General features: G+C 68.9%; 13 protein-coding genes and 4 pseudogenes. 11 read left to right on the top strand and 6 right to left on the bottom strand.

Going from position 1 to position 16,752, the window contains the following annotated elements; translation table 11 throughout:
- Window positions 1–34: 34 nt before the first annotated feature.
- The 3 genes from V7E45_RS02720 to V7E45_RS02710 form a co-directional block, all read right to left on the bottom strand.
- Window positions 35–1,246: a type III PLP-dependent enzyme gene (locus V7E45_RS02720; RefSeq protein WP_333772417.1), complete on the bottom strand. Its 1,212-nt coding sequence runs from the start codon at window positions 1,244–1,246 to the stop codon at window positions 35–37.
- Window positions 1,243–2,976 (bottom strand): IucA/IucC family protein, encoded by a 1,734-nt coding sequence (locus V7E45_RS02715; RefSeq protein ID WP_333772416.1) that lies wholly within the window; start codon window positions 2,974–2,976, stop codon window positions 1,243–1,245. Before V7E45_RS02715 ends, V7E45_RS02720 begins: the two co-directional genes overlap by 4 nt.
- A 101-nt stretch (window positions 2,977–3,077) precedes the next feature.
- Window positions 3,078–4,661 carry an IucA/IucC family protein gene (locus tag V7E45_RS02710; protein ID WP_333772415.1) on the bottom strand — a complete coding sequence of 528 codons (1,584 nt, stop codon included), beginning with the start codon at window positions 4,659–4,661 and terminating at the stop codon, window positions 3,078–3,080.
- Window positions 4,662–5,263: 602 nt separating this feature from the next.
- Between V7E45_RS02710 and V7E45_RS02705 the strand changes: the two genes are divergently transcribed.
- The 5 genes and pseudogenes from V7E45_RS02705 to V7E45_RS02685 all read left to right on the top strand — a co-directional run.
- Window positions 5,264–6,031 (top strand): response regulator transcription factor, encoded by a 768-nt coding sequence (locus V7E45_RS02705; protein WP_333772414.1) that lies wholly within the window; start codon window positions 5,264–5,266, stop codon window positions 6,029–6,031.
- Window positions 6,028–7,497 (top strand): sensor histidine kinase, encoded by a 1,470-nt coding sequence (locus tag V7E45_RS02700; protein ID WP_333772413.1) that lies wholly within the window; start codon window positions 6,028–6,030, stop codon window positions 7,495–7,497. The genes V7E45_RS02705 and V7E45_RS02700 overlap by 4 nt, the downstream gene beginning before the upstream one ends.
- Window positions 7,498–8,139: 642 nt before the next feature.
- Window positions 8,140–8,472, top strand: a complete 333-nt coding sequence (locus V7E45_RS02695) for a hypothetical protein (RefSeq protein WP_333772412.1) — start codon at window positions 8,140–8,142, stop codon at window positions 8,470–8,472.
- On the top strand, window positions 8,469–8,915 hold the full coding sequence (locus V7E45_RS02690; protein ID WP_333772411.1) for a MerR family transcriptional regulator: 447 nt from the start codon (window positions 8,469–8,471) through the stop codon (window positions 8,913–8,915). Before V7E45_RS02695 ends, V7E45_RS02690 begins: the two co-directional genes overlap by 4 nt.
- Window positions 8,916–9,504: 589 nt before the next feature.
- Window positions 9,505–9,805 (top strand): annotated as a pseudogene (locus V7E45_RS02685) (RNA polymerase subunit sigma-24); the annotation flags it as partial.
- 70 nt (window positions 9,806–9,875) lie between these two features.
- On the opposite strand, the pseudogene V7E45_RS02680 reads toward V7E45_RS02685, so the two are convergent.
- Together V7E45_RS02680 and V7E45_RS02675 are read right to left on the bottom strand one after the other, a co-directional pair.
- A pseudogene (locus V7E45_RS02680) lies at window positions 9,876–9,974 on the bottom strand.
- 316 nt (window positions 9,975–10,290) lie between these two features.
- Window positions 10,291–11,526, bottom strand: coding sequence for a DUF6236 family protein (locus tag V7E45_RS02675; protein WP_333772410.1), 1,236 nt, complete (start codon window positions 11,524–11,526; stop codon window positions 10,291–10,293).
- Window positions 11,527–11,607: 81 nt separating this feature from the next.
- On the opposite strand from V7E45_RS02675, the gene V7E45_RS02670 reads away from it, so the two are divergent.
- The 6 genes and pseudogenes from V7E45_RS02670 (at window position 11,608) to V7E45_RS02645 (ending at window position 16,216) form a co-directional block, all read left to right on the top strand.
- Window positions 11,608–11,904, top strand: a complete 297-nt coding sequence (locus tag V7E45_RS02670) for a hypothetical protein (protein ID WP_333772409.1) — start codon at window positions 11,608–11,610, stop codon at window positions 11,902–11,904.
- A gap of 247 nt (window positions 11,905–12,151) precedes the next feature.
- Window positions 12,152–12,988 carry a hypothetical protein gene (locus V7E45_RS02665; RefSeq protein ID WP_333772408.1) on the top strand — a complete coding sequence of 279 codons (837 nt, stop codon included), beginning with the start codon at window positions 12,152–12,154 and terminating at the stop codon, window positions 12,986–12,988.
- 102 nt (window positions 12,989–13,090) lie between these two features.
- Window positions 13,091–13,246, top strand: a pseudogene (locus V7E45_RS02660) (helix-turn-helix domain-containing protein); the annotation flags it as partial.
- A gap of 1,208 nt (window positions 13,247–14,454) precedes the next feature.
- On the top strand, window positions 14,455–15,036 hold the full coding sequence (locus tag V7E45_RS02655) for a hypothetical protein (RefSeq protein WP_333772407.1): 582 nt from the start codon (window positions 14,455–14,457) through the stop codon (window positions 15,034–15,036).
- Window positions 15,037–15,122: 86 nt separating this feature from the next.
- On the top strand, window positions 15,123–15,506 hold the full coding sequence (locus tag V7E45_RS02650; RefSeq protein WP_333772406.1) for a hypothetical protein: 384 nt from the start codon (window positions 15,123–15,125) through the stop codon (window positions 15,504–15,506).
- A gap of 167 nt (window positions 15,507–15,673) precedes the next feature.
- The gene (locus V7E45_RS02645) at window positions 15,674–16,216 is read left to right on the top strand and encodes a hypothetical protein (protein WP_333772405.1); all 543 of its coding nucleotides are present in this window, start codon (window positions 15,674–15,676) and stop codon (window positions 16,214–16,216) included.
- Here the strand turns inward: V7E45_RS02645 and V7E45_RS02640 are convergent.
- A pseudogene (locus V7E45_RS02640) lies at window positions 16,147–16,503 on the bottom strand (IS110 family transposase); the annotation flags it as partial. The gene V7E45_RS02645 and the pseudogene V7E45_RS02640 overlap by 70 nt on opposite strands.
- Window positions 16,504–16,752 lie beyond the last annotated feature (249 nt).

Below are 16,752 nucleotides of genomic sequence, written 5' to 3'. Positions count from 1 at the left end.
CTTCCCCTCCGTGCGCCGACTTGGTGATCCGTGCTCATGCCGTCTGGAAGGCGTGGGCGTCCCCGACGGGAGCGTCGGGGACGTCGACGTGGTGGAAGGTCGGGTGGGGGTGCATGAGGAACTCCTGGTGGGAGATGTTCCATGCGTAGGCGCCCGCCATCGCGAAGGCGATCCGGTCGCCCACCCGTAGCCGGTCGACCATGGTGCGACGGGCCAGGACGTCCTTGGGCGTGCACAGCTGCCCGACGAGGGTCACCGGCTCACCGCGGGCCTCGGGGCGGGTCCAGGGCTGGTGCCAGGAGTCGTCGGGGACGACCTCGAAGGGCTGGTTGTGCTGCTTCGCGGCGGGTGTGCGCAGGTGGTGTGTGCCTCCGCGCAGGACGGCGAACGCCTCGCCGCGGCTGAACTTGATGTCGAGGACCTGGGTGATGTACCAGCCGCAGTAGGCGGTGACCGAGCGGCCCGGTTCGATGCGCAGCGTCAGATCGGGGTGGCGCTCCAGGGTCCGGCGCAATCCGATGCCGAAGGCCGGCCAGTCAAAGACGTGGCGGGGGTCGGCGTAGTCGACGCCCATTCCGCCTCCGATGTTGACCTCGGTCAGGGTGATTCCTCGTTGGTGCGCCCAGCGGTCTGCCCAGCCCATGACCTGGTCGACGAGGGCCAGGTGGGCGCGCGCGTCGAGGCCGCTGGCCATGTGGGCGTGGAGCCCGCGCAGCCGGATACGCCCGTCGGCGGCGATGATGTGCAGGCATCGGTCCAGCTGGGAGGGGGCCAGACCGAAGGGGCTGGGCCCACCGCCCATAGCCAGCGCGACCGAGCGGACCACCACCGGTACGTTGACGCGCAGGAGGACGTCGGCGGTACGGTCGCCCAGCAGGGTCGTCAGGGTGCGCAGCTCGTGTTCGCTTTCGATGTGGAGGCGTTCCGCCCCGGCGTCCAGGGCCTGCGTCAGTTCGGCCGGGGTCTTGCCGGGGCCGCCGAAGGCGATCGGCGCGTCGGGTAGGAGGCCGCGGATGTGGCGGATCTCGCCGCCCGAGGCCACCTCGAACCCGTCGATGTGCTCGGCGAGGGCACGCAGCAGCCGCGGGTCGGAGTTGGCCTTCGCCGCGTACAGCAGCTCGACGCGTCTCGGCAGCGCCGCCCGGATCGCACGCGCGTGCTCGCGCAGGCCGGGCAGATCGTAGACGTAGGCCGGCAGGTCGTCGTCGGACAGTTGGTGGACGTGGTGCAGCAGGCCGGCTCTCACAGGGAGACCTCGCGGGGGAAGTCCGCGCCGAGCGGGCTGGTCAGGGGGACGTAGGTGGCGTGCCGGTCTGCCCGGCGGGCCCAGCGCAGAAGGAGGTTGGCCTTGGCGGGCAGCGGCACTCCGCAGAGCAGGGCACGGAGCCGTGGCGGTTCGGCCGCGGTGCGGGCGTAGGCGTCGAGGTGGTCGCGGACCAGGCCCCACAGGGCCGGCTCGCGTGCCGGCTGGAGGTCGGCGAGGGCGCCGACCACTTCGGCGACGTGGTTGACCAGGAGACAGTACGCGACCCGGTTCCAGCCGCGTTCGGCGTCATAGGTGAGAGGCCCGCTGACGTCTTCGGGCAGAGTGGCGAGGGCGCGCCGGTGGTGGCGGGGCAGGAGTTTGGTGCCCTCCAGATCGCGAAACAGCATCTGGGCGGGCATGCCCTCTGCGTTGACGCCGACGACGACGTTCTGCAGGTGGGGTTCCAGGACGACGCCGTGGTCGAGGTAGGCGGCCAGTACTGGAGGCAGGAGCAGCCGCAGATACGCGTCCCACCAGGCCAGGACGTCTCCGTCACCACGGGCGAGCAGGTGGGAGACGTGGGCTGCGCTGGTGGGGTACTCGTCCGCGACCGCGGCGGCGAGCAGGGGTGTGACGCCGGGACGCAGGTGAGGGCGCAGGCCGGAGCGGACGATGACGCCGAAACCCTCCAGCAGGGCGGTGTCGTCGTCGACGGCGAGCGTGCGGTAGCCCGGCTCGGCGAGCAGCGCGCAGCCGGGGAAGCGGTCGGCGATCCGGGCCATGACCGGCTGGATGAGCTGGTTCAGGGCGACGGCACCGGACAGTTCGTAACGGGCGTGCTTCCGGACGCAGTTGGTGAGGCGCACGTTCAGGCTGAACTTCAGAAAGGTGTCCGCGTCCGGCTGGTACAGGGTGCGCACCGATGCCGTCGGCACCCACTCCGGCCCGCTCAGGCCGGTGTCCACGACCTCGCCCGCATCCATCGCCGCCCGCAGCAGGTGGTGGTCACTCAGGAGCCGGAACTGCCAGGGGTGCACCGGCAGCGTCACGAAGTCCGGGTCCGCCCCCGGACACAGCGCGTCGAGATCCCTCAGGTCGCCCTCCTCCCGCACCAGGTGGCGACGCAGGGCCAGATGGCGAAGCCGGAAGCGGGCGCCGGTTTCCGGCCCGTAGACCAGCCAGTCCGCTGGGTCCCCGGTGCGGGCTTTGGGTGTGGGGTGGAAGCGGTGGCCGAACACCAGGGCCTGTTCCGAAGCGAGGTAGAGGTTTGTGTGCGGGGTTGCGTCGGCGCGGTGTTCCAGGGCGGTGTGGATGGTCTCGCGGCTGTCGCAGACCTGGTCCAGGAACTCGTCGTTGGCCGTGCCGGTGCGCTGCTCCAGTTCGTCCTGGACGTAGCCGGCCAGTTCCCGCCAGCCGATGGTGACCCAGCCGTCGCTATCGAGCCGCTCGGCCGGCCCCTGGAAACGGTGGGCGCCGATCAGCGAGGCCCTGCGCAGTCGGGCGCGCAGGAGCAGGCCACGTCGGGGCAGGCGTAGCAGGAGGTGGTCCTGGTCCACGGTCACCTGGTGCTCAGGAGCGGAGACCTCTCGGATCAGGCAGTTGAGCAGTGTGTGAGCGGTGACGACGTCGGCCGTCTGCGCGGAGCTGTCGGTGGCGGTGGCGGTGGCGGTGGCGGTGGCGGCGGTGACGGTCGTGGTTGTGTCGCCGGGGGCAGTGGTGGAGGTGGTCATGCGGTGGCTCCAGTACGTCCGAAGTCGTGTGTCGGTCGTCGGCCGGCCGTCGTGGGGCCATGGAAGGACCGGTCCCATGGCCGCACCCGGGGCTGCGGGGGTCAGCGGAACTGCGCGAGAGGATTGGGGACGGGAGTCCACTGCGCCGTGCCGGTGTCCTCGGCCAGACGCATCGCGATGGTCGCCTTCAGTGGCAGTGTGTCGCCGAAGAACGCTGCCGCGTCCCCGTCGTCGGGCAGATCGCTGTACACGCGGCGGCCGGCCTCGGCCACCGTCTCCCACAGCGTCCCGGGATCTGCGGCCCGGGTGCGGGCGAGGACGTCGACCAGTTCGCTGAACACCCCGCTGAGCAGCCCGCCGAACAGCTTGGTGCGCAGCGAGTCCAGGTCGTCGCCGGCGCGGGTGCCTTCAAGCGGCGGCAGAGTGAACCCGCATGCGGCCAGTCGGCGCGGACTGACCCGTACCCCGTCCAGGTCCCGGTACAGCACCCGCACCGGCCGTCCGTTTCGCAGTACTACCAGGGTGTTCTGGCCGTGAGCCTCCAGGGCCACCCCCATGGACAGCAGCGTCAGCGCGGGAGGCAGCACGAGCGTGGCGAAGTCCGCCAGCCAGCGCACAGGATCACCTGCCACCAGAGCAGCGCCAGTGGCGTGAACCGCGGTCAGCGGAACGGCGATCTCGCCGTCGTCCACGTGGCACTCGGTGGACTCCCTGACCATCGCGGCCAGGCTCGCGGACGCCCGGCCGTCCACCCGCACCGCGCCGCCGCCCAGCTCGCGCAGGACCCGCAGGCTGCCACCGAACCCGGCCTTGTCGACGACCGCCGAAACCAGCTCCGACAGGGGCGGGCCGTCGGCGATCTCGACCGGTGAGATGGTGCGGCGGTAGTTGGTGACCTGTACGTCGAGCGCAGTCTTGATGTGGCAGCCCGCGAGACCGGCCAACGGCGCCAGGGTGCGCAGCGACAGCAGCGGCCGGGCCGGCAGTGTGTGCCGCGTCACGGCGAGGTCGCGGTGGCGTACCAGCACATGGTCCCGCTGCCAGGGATGCACCGGGACCAGGAACGTGTCCCCGTCACGCAGCTCCGCGGGCCACGTGCCGGCCTTCTGCAGGCGGTCGGCCGGGACGGCGAGCAGGGCCAGCTGGATCACCGGATGGTGTTCGGGCGCGTAGGCGAGCACATCGGCGACCGACATGCCGGTGCGGGTGCGGCAGCACGGGTGCTGGGGGTGGCCGTCGACGACCGCCTGCTCCGCGTCGGCCGAATCGCGCAGCGGAAGCGGTCCTGCGGCGTTCGCTGCGCGGGCCAGAGCAAGGTTGACGACACTGTTGTCGAGCTCCACGGCCAGCCGGCTCGCCGCGGCGGTACGCGACTTCAGTTGCTCCAGTAGCTGCGCCGGGCCACGGAGGGGCCCCTCGGGCCCCATGACGGTGAAGTCCTCGGGAATCTGCGCGAACCGCTGGGCACATGCGTCGGGGGCGGCGAGACGGCCGCCGCTGTCCAAAGTGACCCCCAGCGTCTCCGCCTCTCGCCGTCGGCCGGTCACTCCGGGAACCGGCTCCCGGGCGATAGCGCCCCACAGCCGGCCCAGCACGGTGGCACGCGCCGCCGGGAGCGCGTGTATGAACGGCTCCACCAGATCCGGGCGCACCATGCGCAGCTCTTCGACTGCGGTCTGAGACATCATCACCGTCCCGGAAGAGAGGGAGACGGCCGATTCGTGAATGCGTTTGAGTCTGTGTTTGGCATGCCTGTTTCCAGAAATTGTGTGTGGGTTCCTTCGCTCGGCGTTCCTGTGACCCGCCGCACATCGACACTACGGGGGAGCGTGTAAGCGAATTCCCAGCGCACATACAGCGAGCGCCGCGAGGAAGGGCACAGTCCGGGAGAACTGCCTGCACTGCGGAACTTTCCTCCCCCGCGTTCGGATCAGGGTGGCCGTCTCGCCGCAGCAGAGAACGGACAGCGGAACAGTACGGCTGTTCCACAAGGTCAGGCCCGGTAAGTGGGCGGTGCCCGGCTGGTCAGCAGCTCTTGGTCACACTCCAGTCGACGCGACCGACATCCGGGGTTCTTAACCGTTTGTTGACCACCTGCTGTCGACGCACTGGATGTCCGCGCACACTCCTCGCCTCCGACTGCGCCATCCGGTCGAATTCCAATGAGCCCATCGGGGGCCTCACCTGCGCCGACGTCACGGAACCGACTCGGACAGGATCACCGACACGGGGGAATGCACCGACGAATGGCCCGCACGGTACGCATGCCGTTTGTGAGCCTGATGGCATGCACGTGTTGCTGATCGAGGACGACGACCGGGTGGCCGAGCCGTTGATGGAAGGGCTGTGCCGCTTCGGGTTCACCGTGGAACACGCGCGGACGGGTGCCGACGGCCTGTCCGCCGGGGAACCGGAGATAGTGCTGCTGGACCTGGGGCTGCCCGACATGGACGGCATCGACGTCTGCCGGGAACTGCGGGCCCGTTCCGCCGTCCCGATCATCATGATCACTGCCCGGGACTCCGAAGTCGATCGCGTGCTCGGCCTGGAACTGGGCGCGGACGACTATCTGTCCAAGCCGTTCGGGATCCGGGAGCTGGTGGCCCGGATCCGCGCCGTCACGCGCCGGACCCGCGCTCCGTCCCCGGGCCCGTGCGGTCCCGTGACGGAGTCTTCCAGCGGCCTGGGCCAGGGCGGTGTAGCGGGTGCTCAGCGGATCGGGCACCTGACCATCGACCGCCGTACCCGTCAGGTGCACCTGCACCAGTCGCCCATCGCTCTGGCTCCCAAGGAGTTCGATCTCCTCGTCTGCCTCGCCGAGGATCCCGGGGCCGTCTTCACCCGCCAGCAGATCCTCGACACGGCCTGGGAGCCGCACTACTTCGGGCCGACCAAGACGCTCGACGTCCACATCGCCGCCCTGCGTCGCAAACTCGGTGATCCCTCCTGGATCGAGAACATCCGCGGCATCGGATTCCGCCTCGTACCGCCGCCGGAAAGGGCTGACGCCACCTTCCAGGCACCGCTCGAACAGCCCCGCAGAGGTGCCCGATGACCCGCCGCCTCCTGCTCAGCTACCTCAGCCTCATGGCGCTCGTCCTGCTCGCCCTCGAAGTGCCGTTCGGTTTCGTCTACGCCCGCAGCGAGTTGAACCGCTTCTCCCACACCGCGGAACTGGGCGCGGTGACACTCGCCTCGGTGTGCGAGGAGAAGCTTGAACACGGACTGGCCTCCGATCTGCCCCAACTCGCCCGCAGCTACGCTCGGCGCACCGGCAGCAGCGTGGTCGTCGCTGACCGGAGGGGCATCGTCCTCACCGACACCACGACCGCCAGCACCGTGGGAAGGAACATCTCCTCCGAACCGGACATCGCCGCCGCCCTGAGCGACCGGCCCGCCACCGGTATCAGCCACGATCTTGTTCCGGGCGGCAAAGTCCTGTTCGCCACCGTGTCAGGGGCCTCCAGTGACACGGTGCCCTGTGCCGTGCGGACCCTGTACTCCCTTGGCCCACTCGCCCAGAAGATCCACGCCACCTGGATGGCGCTCGCCCTCGTCGGGCTGGGCGTGCTGGCCGTGGTCGCTCTCATCGGCTTCGCACTGGCTCGCTGGATCACCCGCCCCCTCCGGGCCCTGGAATGCGCCACCAGGCAACTCGCCGACGGCCGCCTCACCGACCCTCCTGCCACCGACCGTGGGCCGCCGGAACTGCGGCAGCTGGCCACTTCCTTCACGCGCACGGCAAGCCGGCTCCAGCACCTGCTCCGCGCCCAGGAAGCATTTGCCTCTGAGGCGTCGCACCAGCTGAAGACCCCGCTCACCTCGCTGCGGCTGCGCCTTGAGAACTTCGAGCCCCATCTCGCGCCCTGCGCCCAGCACAGTCTCGACGAAGCGATCGGCGAAGTAGGACGGCTCAGCCGCATGGTGCAGGGGCTGCTCGCCCTGGCGCGCCTGGAGAACTCGGCGACCACACCAGAAGTCATCGACCTCGACGCAGTCGTGGCCGACCGCGCAGCCACCTGGACAGCGTTCGCCGGTGAACAACACGTCGACATCACCGTGACCGGAACCAGGGCCGGCCCCGTGTGGGCGGTCCCGGGAGCACTCGAGCAGATCATCGACAACCTGCTCTCCAACGCGCTGCGGGCGTCCCCTGCCGGCAGCACCATCACCCTCGCAACCGCACCGGCACTCACCGACTCCGGTCGTACACCACTCATGGCCGAGCTGCACGTGGTCGATCAAGGCGCAGGCATGACCGAGACCGAACGGCAACGCGCCTTCGACCGGTTCTGGCGTGCCACCGACGCCCACCACGACGGCACCGGCCTCGGCCTGTCCATGGTCCGACGGCTCACACAGGCCTGCGGGGGTGACGTCACACTCGACGCCGCACCCCACGGCGGCATCGACGCCCGCATCCGGCTCCGGTCCGTACGAGGCACCCGCATCCGAAGACATCCCGTCGGCCGCGCCGGGCCACCGCACCTTGCCCCTGCCAGGGCCGCCGACGGGCCGTAGGCGACCGTCCTCGCCGTGTGTGCCCCGCACCGGCCGGCAGGCGAGGACGCGATCCGGACTCCGCACGCGGTTCGCGACACCGGTCGGGCGGCCAGGGCGACAGAAGTACAGCGGTCGCCGGCGCCGGGGTGCCGCCGCTCGTTCAGGCGCCGGCTGCCGTGACGACGGCGTCCGTGGCGAAACCGTGGCAGTTCGCCCTAGTCGCCGCCCGGCGGCGCGATGACCTCGTGCTCGGCGAAGAATGTCGCGACGAGTTCGCCGTGTTCGTCCACGGTCCCGGTGTCGGCCAGTTCGACGGCCGGCCGCGTTCCCGATGATCGACTGATCCGCCGAGAGCCCCGCCCCGGCTCCGAACTCAAGGCGCTGGCCGGCCGCCCGGGGTGCCGTCGAGCGGCTGGCAGCGGGCGAGGAGTTGGCGGTGCACGGCGGGGACGGCGGTGACGCGCAGGGTGTAGCCCTGTCCGCACCGCGCCGTACGGTCATGCCCTGGGCGAGGGCGGCACGCTCGGCGAGCTCCAGTTCAGTGGCGCGGGCGAAGCGGCTTCCGCCTGCACCTGGGCTTGCAATCGGTACCTAGGTACAGGTTTACCGTCAGAGGTGTCCCCCCGCCCCTGGCGGGACGTGATGACGAGAGTGGGCGTGATGAGTGATCTGGCGTGGGTGCCGCAGTCCTGCACGTTGCCCACCGAGGAGCGGCCCCTGCGGGTTGCGGAGTGGGATGACCTGTTCGGCGAGCGGTTGGTCGCGGTGTCGCGGCCCGGACCGCTGCGGTTGCACCTGGACCTGGCCAGCGGACCCGGCGTCGAGGAGAGGGTGCGGGACCTGGCGGAGCGGGAGAGCGGCTGCTGTTCGTTCTTCGCCTTCACCGTCACCCCGGGCGAGAACCTGATCGTCCTGGACATCGCCGTCGACCAGGAGCACGCCGCGGTACTGGCGGCCCTGGCCATGCGGACCGCCGTCGGAGAACGGTCGTGAGTGCTCGGTTGCGCAGCGGGCAGGTCGCCGAGGCGGCCGGGGTGAACGTCCAGACGCTGCGCTATTACGAGCGGCGTGGCCTGCTGGCCGAGCCGGAGCGCAGCAACGGCGGCCACCGCCTGTATGGCGAGGAGGCGGTGACGGCGCTGCGGGTGATCAAGGCGGCGCAGCGGCTCGGTTTCACGCTGGAGGAGGTCGCCGAGCTGCTGGAGGCGGGCGGTCACCGGCACGGCCGCCCTGTTGCGGGGCTCCAGGAGCGTGCCGCGGCGAAGCTCGCCGAGGTCGACGCGAGGATCGCCGACCTCACCACCATCCGTACCGCCCTGGCCGCGGCCGTCGACGCCGGGTGTGACGACCTGACCGTCTGCGCCATGAGTTCCTGCTGTCCCATCCCCTTCACCGATCTCGCCGAGGAGAACCGTCATGCCGGACCCTGCTGCTGACCATCGCCCCCACCGGGCGCCGAAGGTTCTGGGTGGCCTTGCCGCTCTGGCCTGCGTGGCGTGCTGCGCTCTGCCGGTTCTGATCACGGCCGGGGTCGTCGGCGCGGGCGCCGGGGCGGTGGTGGGCTGGCTGCCCGGCGTCGCCGTCGCCCTGGCCGTTCTCGCCGCCGGGACCTGGTGGCTCGGCCGGCGTCGCGGCCCCTGTCCCTGCTCCTCTTCGGCGAAGACTGCTGGTGAGAACGGGTGCGGCTGCAAGGCGTCAGGAGACCTGTCTTCATCGGCGACAAGAGGTCAGGCGCCTGAGCACCAGGCCTGAGGCCTGCCACAGCCGGGTTGGGGGTGGCGGTCCACGCCCGCCGGTCTTGGTAGGTGTCGGTGAGCGAGGCGAGGAGACGAAAAGGATGAGCGCGGCACAGCGGACCGGCACCACGGCCGCACACCACGTGGTGGCTTTGAGGGCGGGGTGCGAAGAGGGCCGCGGCCGTACAGCTGGTGGCCCGGACCAAGCAGTGCCAGGACGTGCGGATGAGCGTGGTCAACGCCGACGAGCGGTTCTCCGAGCGGATGCAGGTGCTTCGCCGTCGCGACCGGCGGCGGCCAGGTCCGCCAGGCCGTGCGCCCGGTCGTCGGCGCGGCCACGGTGGCCGCCTGGTTCGCGGTCGTCGGCACGGTCACCTACCAGGGCGTCGATCCCGCCGACGGGCGAGCCGAACTCGCCCAGATCAACGGCGCTTTGGGCATCCGTGTTCCGTGCGCCCGGGCGCGTGATCGCTACCGTCACCTTCGACGTCGACGCCGGCGGCCGTATCACCGTCATCCACAACGTCGCCAACCCGGACAGACTCCAGGCCGTCACCGGTGGCACCGCCTACGACCTCGGGACCCGGTGAAGGGCGGTGCCCTCGGATGCGGCCGGGTGCTGCCGGTGCTGCCGGGTGGGGCCGGGTGGGACGTGGTGGGCGGAGAGGGCAGGATTCGAACCTGCGTGGACCCTTTGAAGGGGCCCGACCTGTGAGGCGTGCTCGCTGGTCCCCGATCAACCACTCCGGGCACCTCTCCCCGTGCGCGGCTCCGGGGTTCGTTCCCCGGTGCCGTTCACGTGCATCACTGTGGCAGCGCCCGCTGATCGCGGCCTGACGCCCGGCTGACCGGTCCGGGCAGGCCGCGGGGGGCGAGAGAACGGAAGCCGGTGAGCACCGGCTCCTCGCACACGTGCGGGCGGCCGGCGTCCAGCGGAGTCGGGGCGTCCTCGGCGTAAGCGGGCGGCGAGCAGAACAGCGCACGGCAACATGGCAGCCGCGCACAGGCAGGCCCAGCCGCATGTGCCGGCAGGCCGGGTGGCAAGTGCCGCTGATGGCGCTCGCCATGGTACGTCTCAAGCCAAGCGGGTGATCCTGCGGAGAAGAGACGGCGGGGTGAGGCCCTGCTGGACGGCGAGAAGGTAGGCGGCCGGGCTCTGAGCCTTCAAGGCCTTGGTCTGCTGACGATGCGTGTAGCGAAGGCTTGCGAAGGCCAGGGCCGCACCCACCGCGCCGCCGAGCAGCGGCTGCTGGCCGGCGAAACCACCAGCTCCGCCAGCCGCAGCCATCAGCGCGGGAACTTCGAACTTCACGTTAATAGCGCTGTAGACCGTGTCAACCCCTTGTCCCTTCATGGCGGCCCGCAGTGCCCGCAACGGCTCTTCGAAGCGCTCTTCCACCGCCATGTCCACATACCTTTTTTGTGCCTCGGGTAGCGTGACCCCGGCCAAGTCCTGCCTGAGCAGGTCTACGGTCTCCGACACCGTCCTCGTGAACGCTGCGAATTCGTCCCGGTGCTTTCTGCGAAGCGCCACGACCTTCTCAACAGGTACGTCCGCGAGGCCGGCCGGAACGGCGATCCGGATGGCCAGCAGGCCAACCATGTCGGCAGTAGGAGCGGCCGGCACGGGTGAAGCGGACGGCGCGGGATTCAGGAGAAGGGCTTCGGCGATGCGCTCGGTATCCCAGCCGTTCGATGCGAGGTGGGCGCCGGACTGATCAGTTGTGGGCGTGTACCGGCCCTGGGCCGCGAGAGCTTCGACGAAGGCGCACTTGTACACCCAGGCGAGCGCAGCATTCATGGTGACCCATCGCCCTCGAACAAGTGATTGTCTCGCCCGGAGACCGGGGGCACGACGCGCGTCAGCGGCGAGACCGGTGGCGAACAACGCCTCCCGCAGCTCAGGAGTGAACTCTTCCCAGTAGGAAGCTGCCGCCTGAGCTGGGGGAGAAGACGTGGAGCGCCCAACGCCGAAGGAGTGCGGGGGCGTTGGAAGCAACGTGACCGCATGGGTCTCGCGTCCCTCATCCCAGGAATCCGATACACCGTATCCTGCGGCGCGTAATGCGTCCGCATACCGGTCGAGGAGATCAAGGAACATAGGCGCCACCTGCTCTGCCGCGGGGGCAGGCCCCACCTGCGTGACGAAACCGAGTTCATCACTCAGGACGCGTGCGGTCCTGGAATCGGACACGCGGTAGCCCTCGGGCACGACTCGCGCCATCTCCCGCCAGTAGAGCGCAGCGGTCTTCAGCCACCCCTCATCCCGAAAGTGAATGTACGGGTAGTACAAGCCGACATGTGGCAGCACGACAGTCTCCTCCCCAGCGGCAGCCCATGGCGGCGACCGCGCTCGGGCCACCGTAATGCGCAACGATCAGGCACCGCATGAATGTCCCGTGGCGCACAGCAGAGCGTCTCCGGGGCCGACCTGATGGCCCCCGCCGCCCAGTGGCTCAGCGCCCCCGGCGTCCCGGCGCCGTTCCACATCTCCCGCAGCGCCATCGAGCCCACCGGACGCACCCTCTCTGCCTACGGCGCCTACCAGCCCGGGCGGACCCAAGGCTGGACCGGCTACACCGTCACGGGCACCGTGCAGCGGCTGTCCGGGTCCGGGGTGAGCGGAGCGATCTGGGTCCGGGGGGAAGCGCGCTGGCCATCAGCGTGCAGGTCGGCCGCGACCAGCTAAACGTGTACTCCGGTGACGCAGACAATCAACAACTCGTCGGTACTCGCTCCCTCACCGCAGCGGACAGCCACCGAGTGTCCGTGACGGTGACCGGCGGCTCGACAGTCGTCGCCGTGGACGGCTCCACCCGTATGACGCCCATGGCCCGGTCGGAGACCGGGGGCGTGGCTTTCTCTGCCAACCGGGACACGACCCGGCACTCCTGGCCCACCGTCGCCGACCTCAAGGTGACAGCTCAGGGGAGCTCGTGTCCGACGCTCTGGATGCCGAGAGCCCGCGGGCGGCCGACGGCCCGGGGGTGTCCCGGCGCGCCGTGCTGGGCGCTGCCCTGGCCGGCGCGGCGGCCGCCACGGCCGGGGCCGTCCTCGTCGGGTACGCCTCCGGGCGGCACGGGACGACACCCTTCACTCCGGTCTTCACCGGCGAGGGACTCGTGACGAACGAGTATGCCTTCCGTCACCCCCACACCGCCGGAGTGTGCCGCTCCACTGACTGGGTGGTCACCAGCGGTTCGCTGTTCGCCGCGCGGGGCGCGGGGTGGACCGGGGCGCCGGACACGGGCTTCACAGGCGCCGACTCCGCCGCGGCCACCGATTCCGCAGTCTTCCGGTTGGTCAGCAGGTGGCGGGACTTCGGCTCGGTGTCCGTCACCACGTGGGTCCGGCTGAAGCCGCCGGTCACCACGCCCCGCAGTCCGTCCCAGGACTGGGACGGCGGCCACCTCTGGCTGCGTTACCGCAGCCCCGAGGAGCTGTACGCGCTCAGCTTCCGGCGTCGTGACGGAGCAGTGGTGATCAAGAGAAAGGTTCCCGCGCACGACGCACGGGCCGTTGAGGGCGGCGACTACGCGACCCTGGACGAAACGCGTCACACCTTCGCCTACAACAGCTGGCATAAGATCACTGCGTCCACTGTCAACCAATTCGGGTCAGTACGACTTGAATTGGCGATCGACGACCGTACGGTACTCCGTACCGACGACCGCACGCCCGGCTCCCTCGTGCTGCCCGGTGGCGTCGGTATCCGTGCCGACAACACGGAACTGGCCTTCCGCAGTTTCCGTGCCACCCCGCCAGCCTTCTAGGTGTATTGATCACGAGCGTTGTTGACACCGGCCGGGCTTGATCATGACGAAGACCTCCGGAGTGGTGGAGCTGTCTAGGACTGCACCGCACCGCAGGTCTTCGTGCCCCACGCCCGGCTGACCGTGTTCGGCAGGCGGCTGCTGGTCGAACGTGTTCTGTCAGGCCGTGCTGTCGCACATGTCGCGGCCGAGATGGGCATATCGAGGTCCACCGCCCACAAGTCAGGCCGCCGGTGGCGGACGGAAGGCGACTTGGGTCAGCCACGTCAACAACCCTGCGGGTCAATACACCTAGGTCCTATGAGGTCTGCGTACAGCATCAATCGCAACAACTCAGGTTTTCGGCCATCTAAGCGGTTGCTCAGAGCACCTCTCAGCCATTCGCCGCACAGGAAACCCACAGGCCTCGTGCGCGTGCTTCGGATTCCGCACGAGTGCTCGCTTCCGGCCTGTTCCTAGCGGGCTCTTGCTCGCACTGAGACCCGTGTGCGTAGAGTGCTGCTGTACCAGCCGCAGGTCCAGACCAGGCCGCGAGGCTGTACGTGACCGTGCACGGGGGACAACACACAGCAACAGCACGGACCTCCCCGTGTGGCTCGACCTTCACCAGGGGGAAATCCTTTGGGTCATTTACGAGCTACCACTGCCACCCTGACCGCCACTGTCGCCTGCGCTGCCCTTCTCGCTGGGCGTCATCCGCCTACGCCGCAACCTCGTACGACAGCGACATCTGCTCGTCGTCCGGCAACAAGTACTGTTTCCGTCTTCACTACACCTCACGGTCCTCGCAAACGTGGGTCGCACGGTTCATGCTTCCTGTCCAACGTGTCGGTTCCGAACGCGTGGGGCTACTCACCGAACCAGTCCACCGTGGTCCGTTACACCTTCGACTTCCACTCGAACGCGTGTTACAACGACGACAAAGGTTACGGGGACGCCATCTATCGAAACGCGGCGTCCGGGTCCAACGACGACCCGTCGCACTCGTACAACGTGTTCTCCAGCACCAATTACGCGGGGTCCACCACGTACTTCCCTCGCAAGGACGGCATCGCTCACAACCTCGCATCCAGCGTCAAGAACAAAAACGAGTCGCAGCGAAGGAATTGACGTGCTTGCCAGATCCGTACGGGTGGCAGCAACTGCCGCCGCATGCGTCACCGTCGCCACCGCCCCCACAACTCACAGCAGCCAGGGCAGCGACCGGACCACAGCGCACACCGCGGGAAGCCGCGCACAAACCAATGCCGCTCGGCGACTTGCACAGCCCCAGCGAGTTCCCCAGCAGGGCCTCGTCGAAGGCGTGAGACTGCCGGTCCAGGACTACATGCTTTCCAACGCGGACACCGCCAGGATCGAGGACGCGCGCTCGGGGGTGGAGTCTGCGTGCATGCAGAGTCACGGGTTCACGTTCAATCCGCCCCCTGCCCGTGACACCGTCCCGGGCAGGTTACGACGAGGCCAACATGGAGCGCCGCTACGGCCTCGCCGACGTCGAGGCCGCACGCACACACGGCTACCAACTCCCCGGCGCGGCAGACCCTACCCAGGAGCAGGCCGAATCGGACGCAGAAGAGAAGACGGAAAACCGCACCGACGCGTGGGACAAGGCCCTCGACGAAATGTGCATCCCCGAGGCGAACGAGAAGATTGGCATTGTCAACCCTACCGATCCAGCCGGCGAGCTGTCCGCTCAATCGTTCGCAGTGACGCAGAAGCAGGGGTCGGTGAAGAAGGCGCTCGCCGCGTGGTCGTCCTGCATGAACCGGGCGGGACACAGCCTGCGTTCCCCACTGGACGCCCCAGCGGCCCTTCCGTCTGCCGGCCGTACCGTTTCCAGGCCCTCACACGCAGAGGTGCAGACCGCCACAGCTGACGTCACCTGCAAGAAGAGCGGTCGTCTCGTAGCAGTCTGGTACAAAGCGGAAGTTGCCTACCAGAAGAAGCAGATCGCCGCCCACAAAAAGCAACTCCAGGCCCAAAAGGCCCGCAACGCCAAGCTGCTCACCAACGCGCGTACCGCTCGCGCTACGTCAGACAATCAGTAGCCGCTTCCGCCCCAGTAGATGACAGGCGAGACCCCGTGTACCTCCCCCCCGGGGCACGGGGCCGCGTCAGTTGGTAAGGACCCTTCATGCCCGGCAGAAGAACCATCATCAGCTTGCTGGCGATGTTCGCGGTCGTCTTCGGAGCGGCAGTCTGGTTTATAGAAACCCAGGTCAACGCCACCCCTAAGCCCGTCGATGAAAGGCCGCAAGTCGAGGTGACGCGGTACGGCGTCGACCAGAGCCACGGACACCGGATGGCGACCGCCGAGTACGTCATCCACAACGACACATCCCCCGGACCGGCTACGTACACCGTGACGTTCGGCTTCGGTGACGATCCCTCCGCCTTCACCAAGACCGTCATCAGCCGCGTTCGCGCCCATGCCAGCTACACCGGCAGCGTCAGCATTCCCTGGGACCGGCAGGAGATCCTCGACGGGGTTCGTGTCCTTGCAGTCCAGCAGAACTGACCGGACCCTTCCTTCTCTTCGTGAAGCCCCCGCTCCTTGGCCCCTGTAGGTGCAGGGCGGCTCAAGCCGTGCCCTGCGATCGGGGCACGGGACATCCCATAACTCAACAGTGGGCAAGTCCTGTCTTGAAATCCAGCAAACGACCCATATCCTCGGCTGGTGTCACAGTGGCAGCTGTTCTGACCGGTGGCCTGCTTCAGGCGGCCCCGGCCAGGGCATCCAGCCCGCCGCCGTCGCCGCCAGGCAGGAGTGAGCAGCAGACCTCGCCGCTGCGTATCCCGGATCCCGGCAAAAAGCTCGGCAAGGACTGGAGCACGTCTTCCGACCGTGCCATGACCACGGCGGCCGACGCATCCGGCTTCAAGATCCTCATCGCGGACAGCAAGACTGCCTACCAGTGGTGGACCGCCGCCGAGCTGGCTGAGCCGGGCATGCCGGCAGATGCGTGGATCGGTAATGCGTGCGCCATGGACCGTGATCACGTGGCTGCCGTATACGCACCGCGCGCGTTCACGAACAAGCCGGATCTGATACAGGGAGGGGCGTTTACCGCCATCGTCGACTTGAAGTCCGGGCAGGTGAAGAATCTCGCGTTCACCGGATCCTTGGCCTACTTCGACCCCTCCTGCAACCCCCGGACGGGCATCGCGCGGGCTGCGTCGGCGATGATGAACGCGTCCCTCGCGTCCGTCTTGGCCTCGCCCGGGTAGAGGTCGGCGATCCGTCGCATCGTCAGCCCGGGCAGGTAGGCGACCGGGCAGCCCACGTCGCGTGCGACCGCCGGCGGCAGGGCGCCGATCGAGGTCGGCTGATCGACCACGACCAGGACCGTCCCGTGCTTGGCCTGGAGCTTCGCGAATAGCTCGCGGAGCTTGGGTTCGGTTTTGGGCAGGCGCTTGTCGAACGCTTTCTTCCCGGCTGGGGTGACGGCGGTGGCGTGGTGTTCGCCCTTGCCGACGTCCAGGCCGAGGAAGACGTCGATGTCGCCGGTGTCGATCAGGTGCAGGCCCCTCCATCACGCTTTCGTCCGGCCTTGCCTGGGCACCGAGCTGCCACATCCACGTTACGGAGAGCTCTTCCGGCCCGGGTGAAGCCGGTGCTCAAGCCCCTCATCAGCGATCCGTCGATGCCTCCGGACCCGGTGACACCACCCCCCCGGATCATGAACAACAAGGGGGGAAGTCATGCCGGACCCGAAGGCCGGAGGCCCCGTTGCGGAGCCACGAAGACGGTAGCGGGGGGGGGG

The organism is Streptomyces sp. IBSBF 3136 (genome assembly GCF_036815105.1).
Lineage (GTDB): Bacteria > Actinomycetota > Actinomycetes > Streptomycetales > Streptomycetaceae > Streptomyces.
The sequence above is the reverse complement of the archived record's forward strand: the minus strand, read 5'-3'. Positions and strand labels throughout refer to the sequence as shown.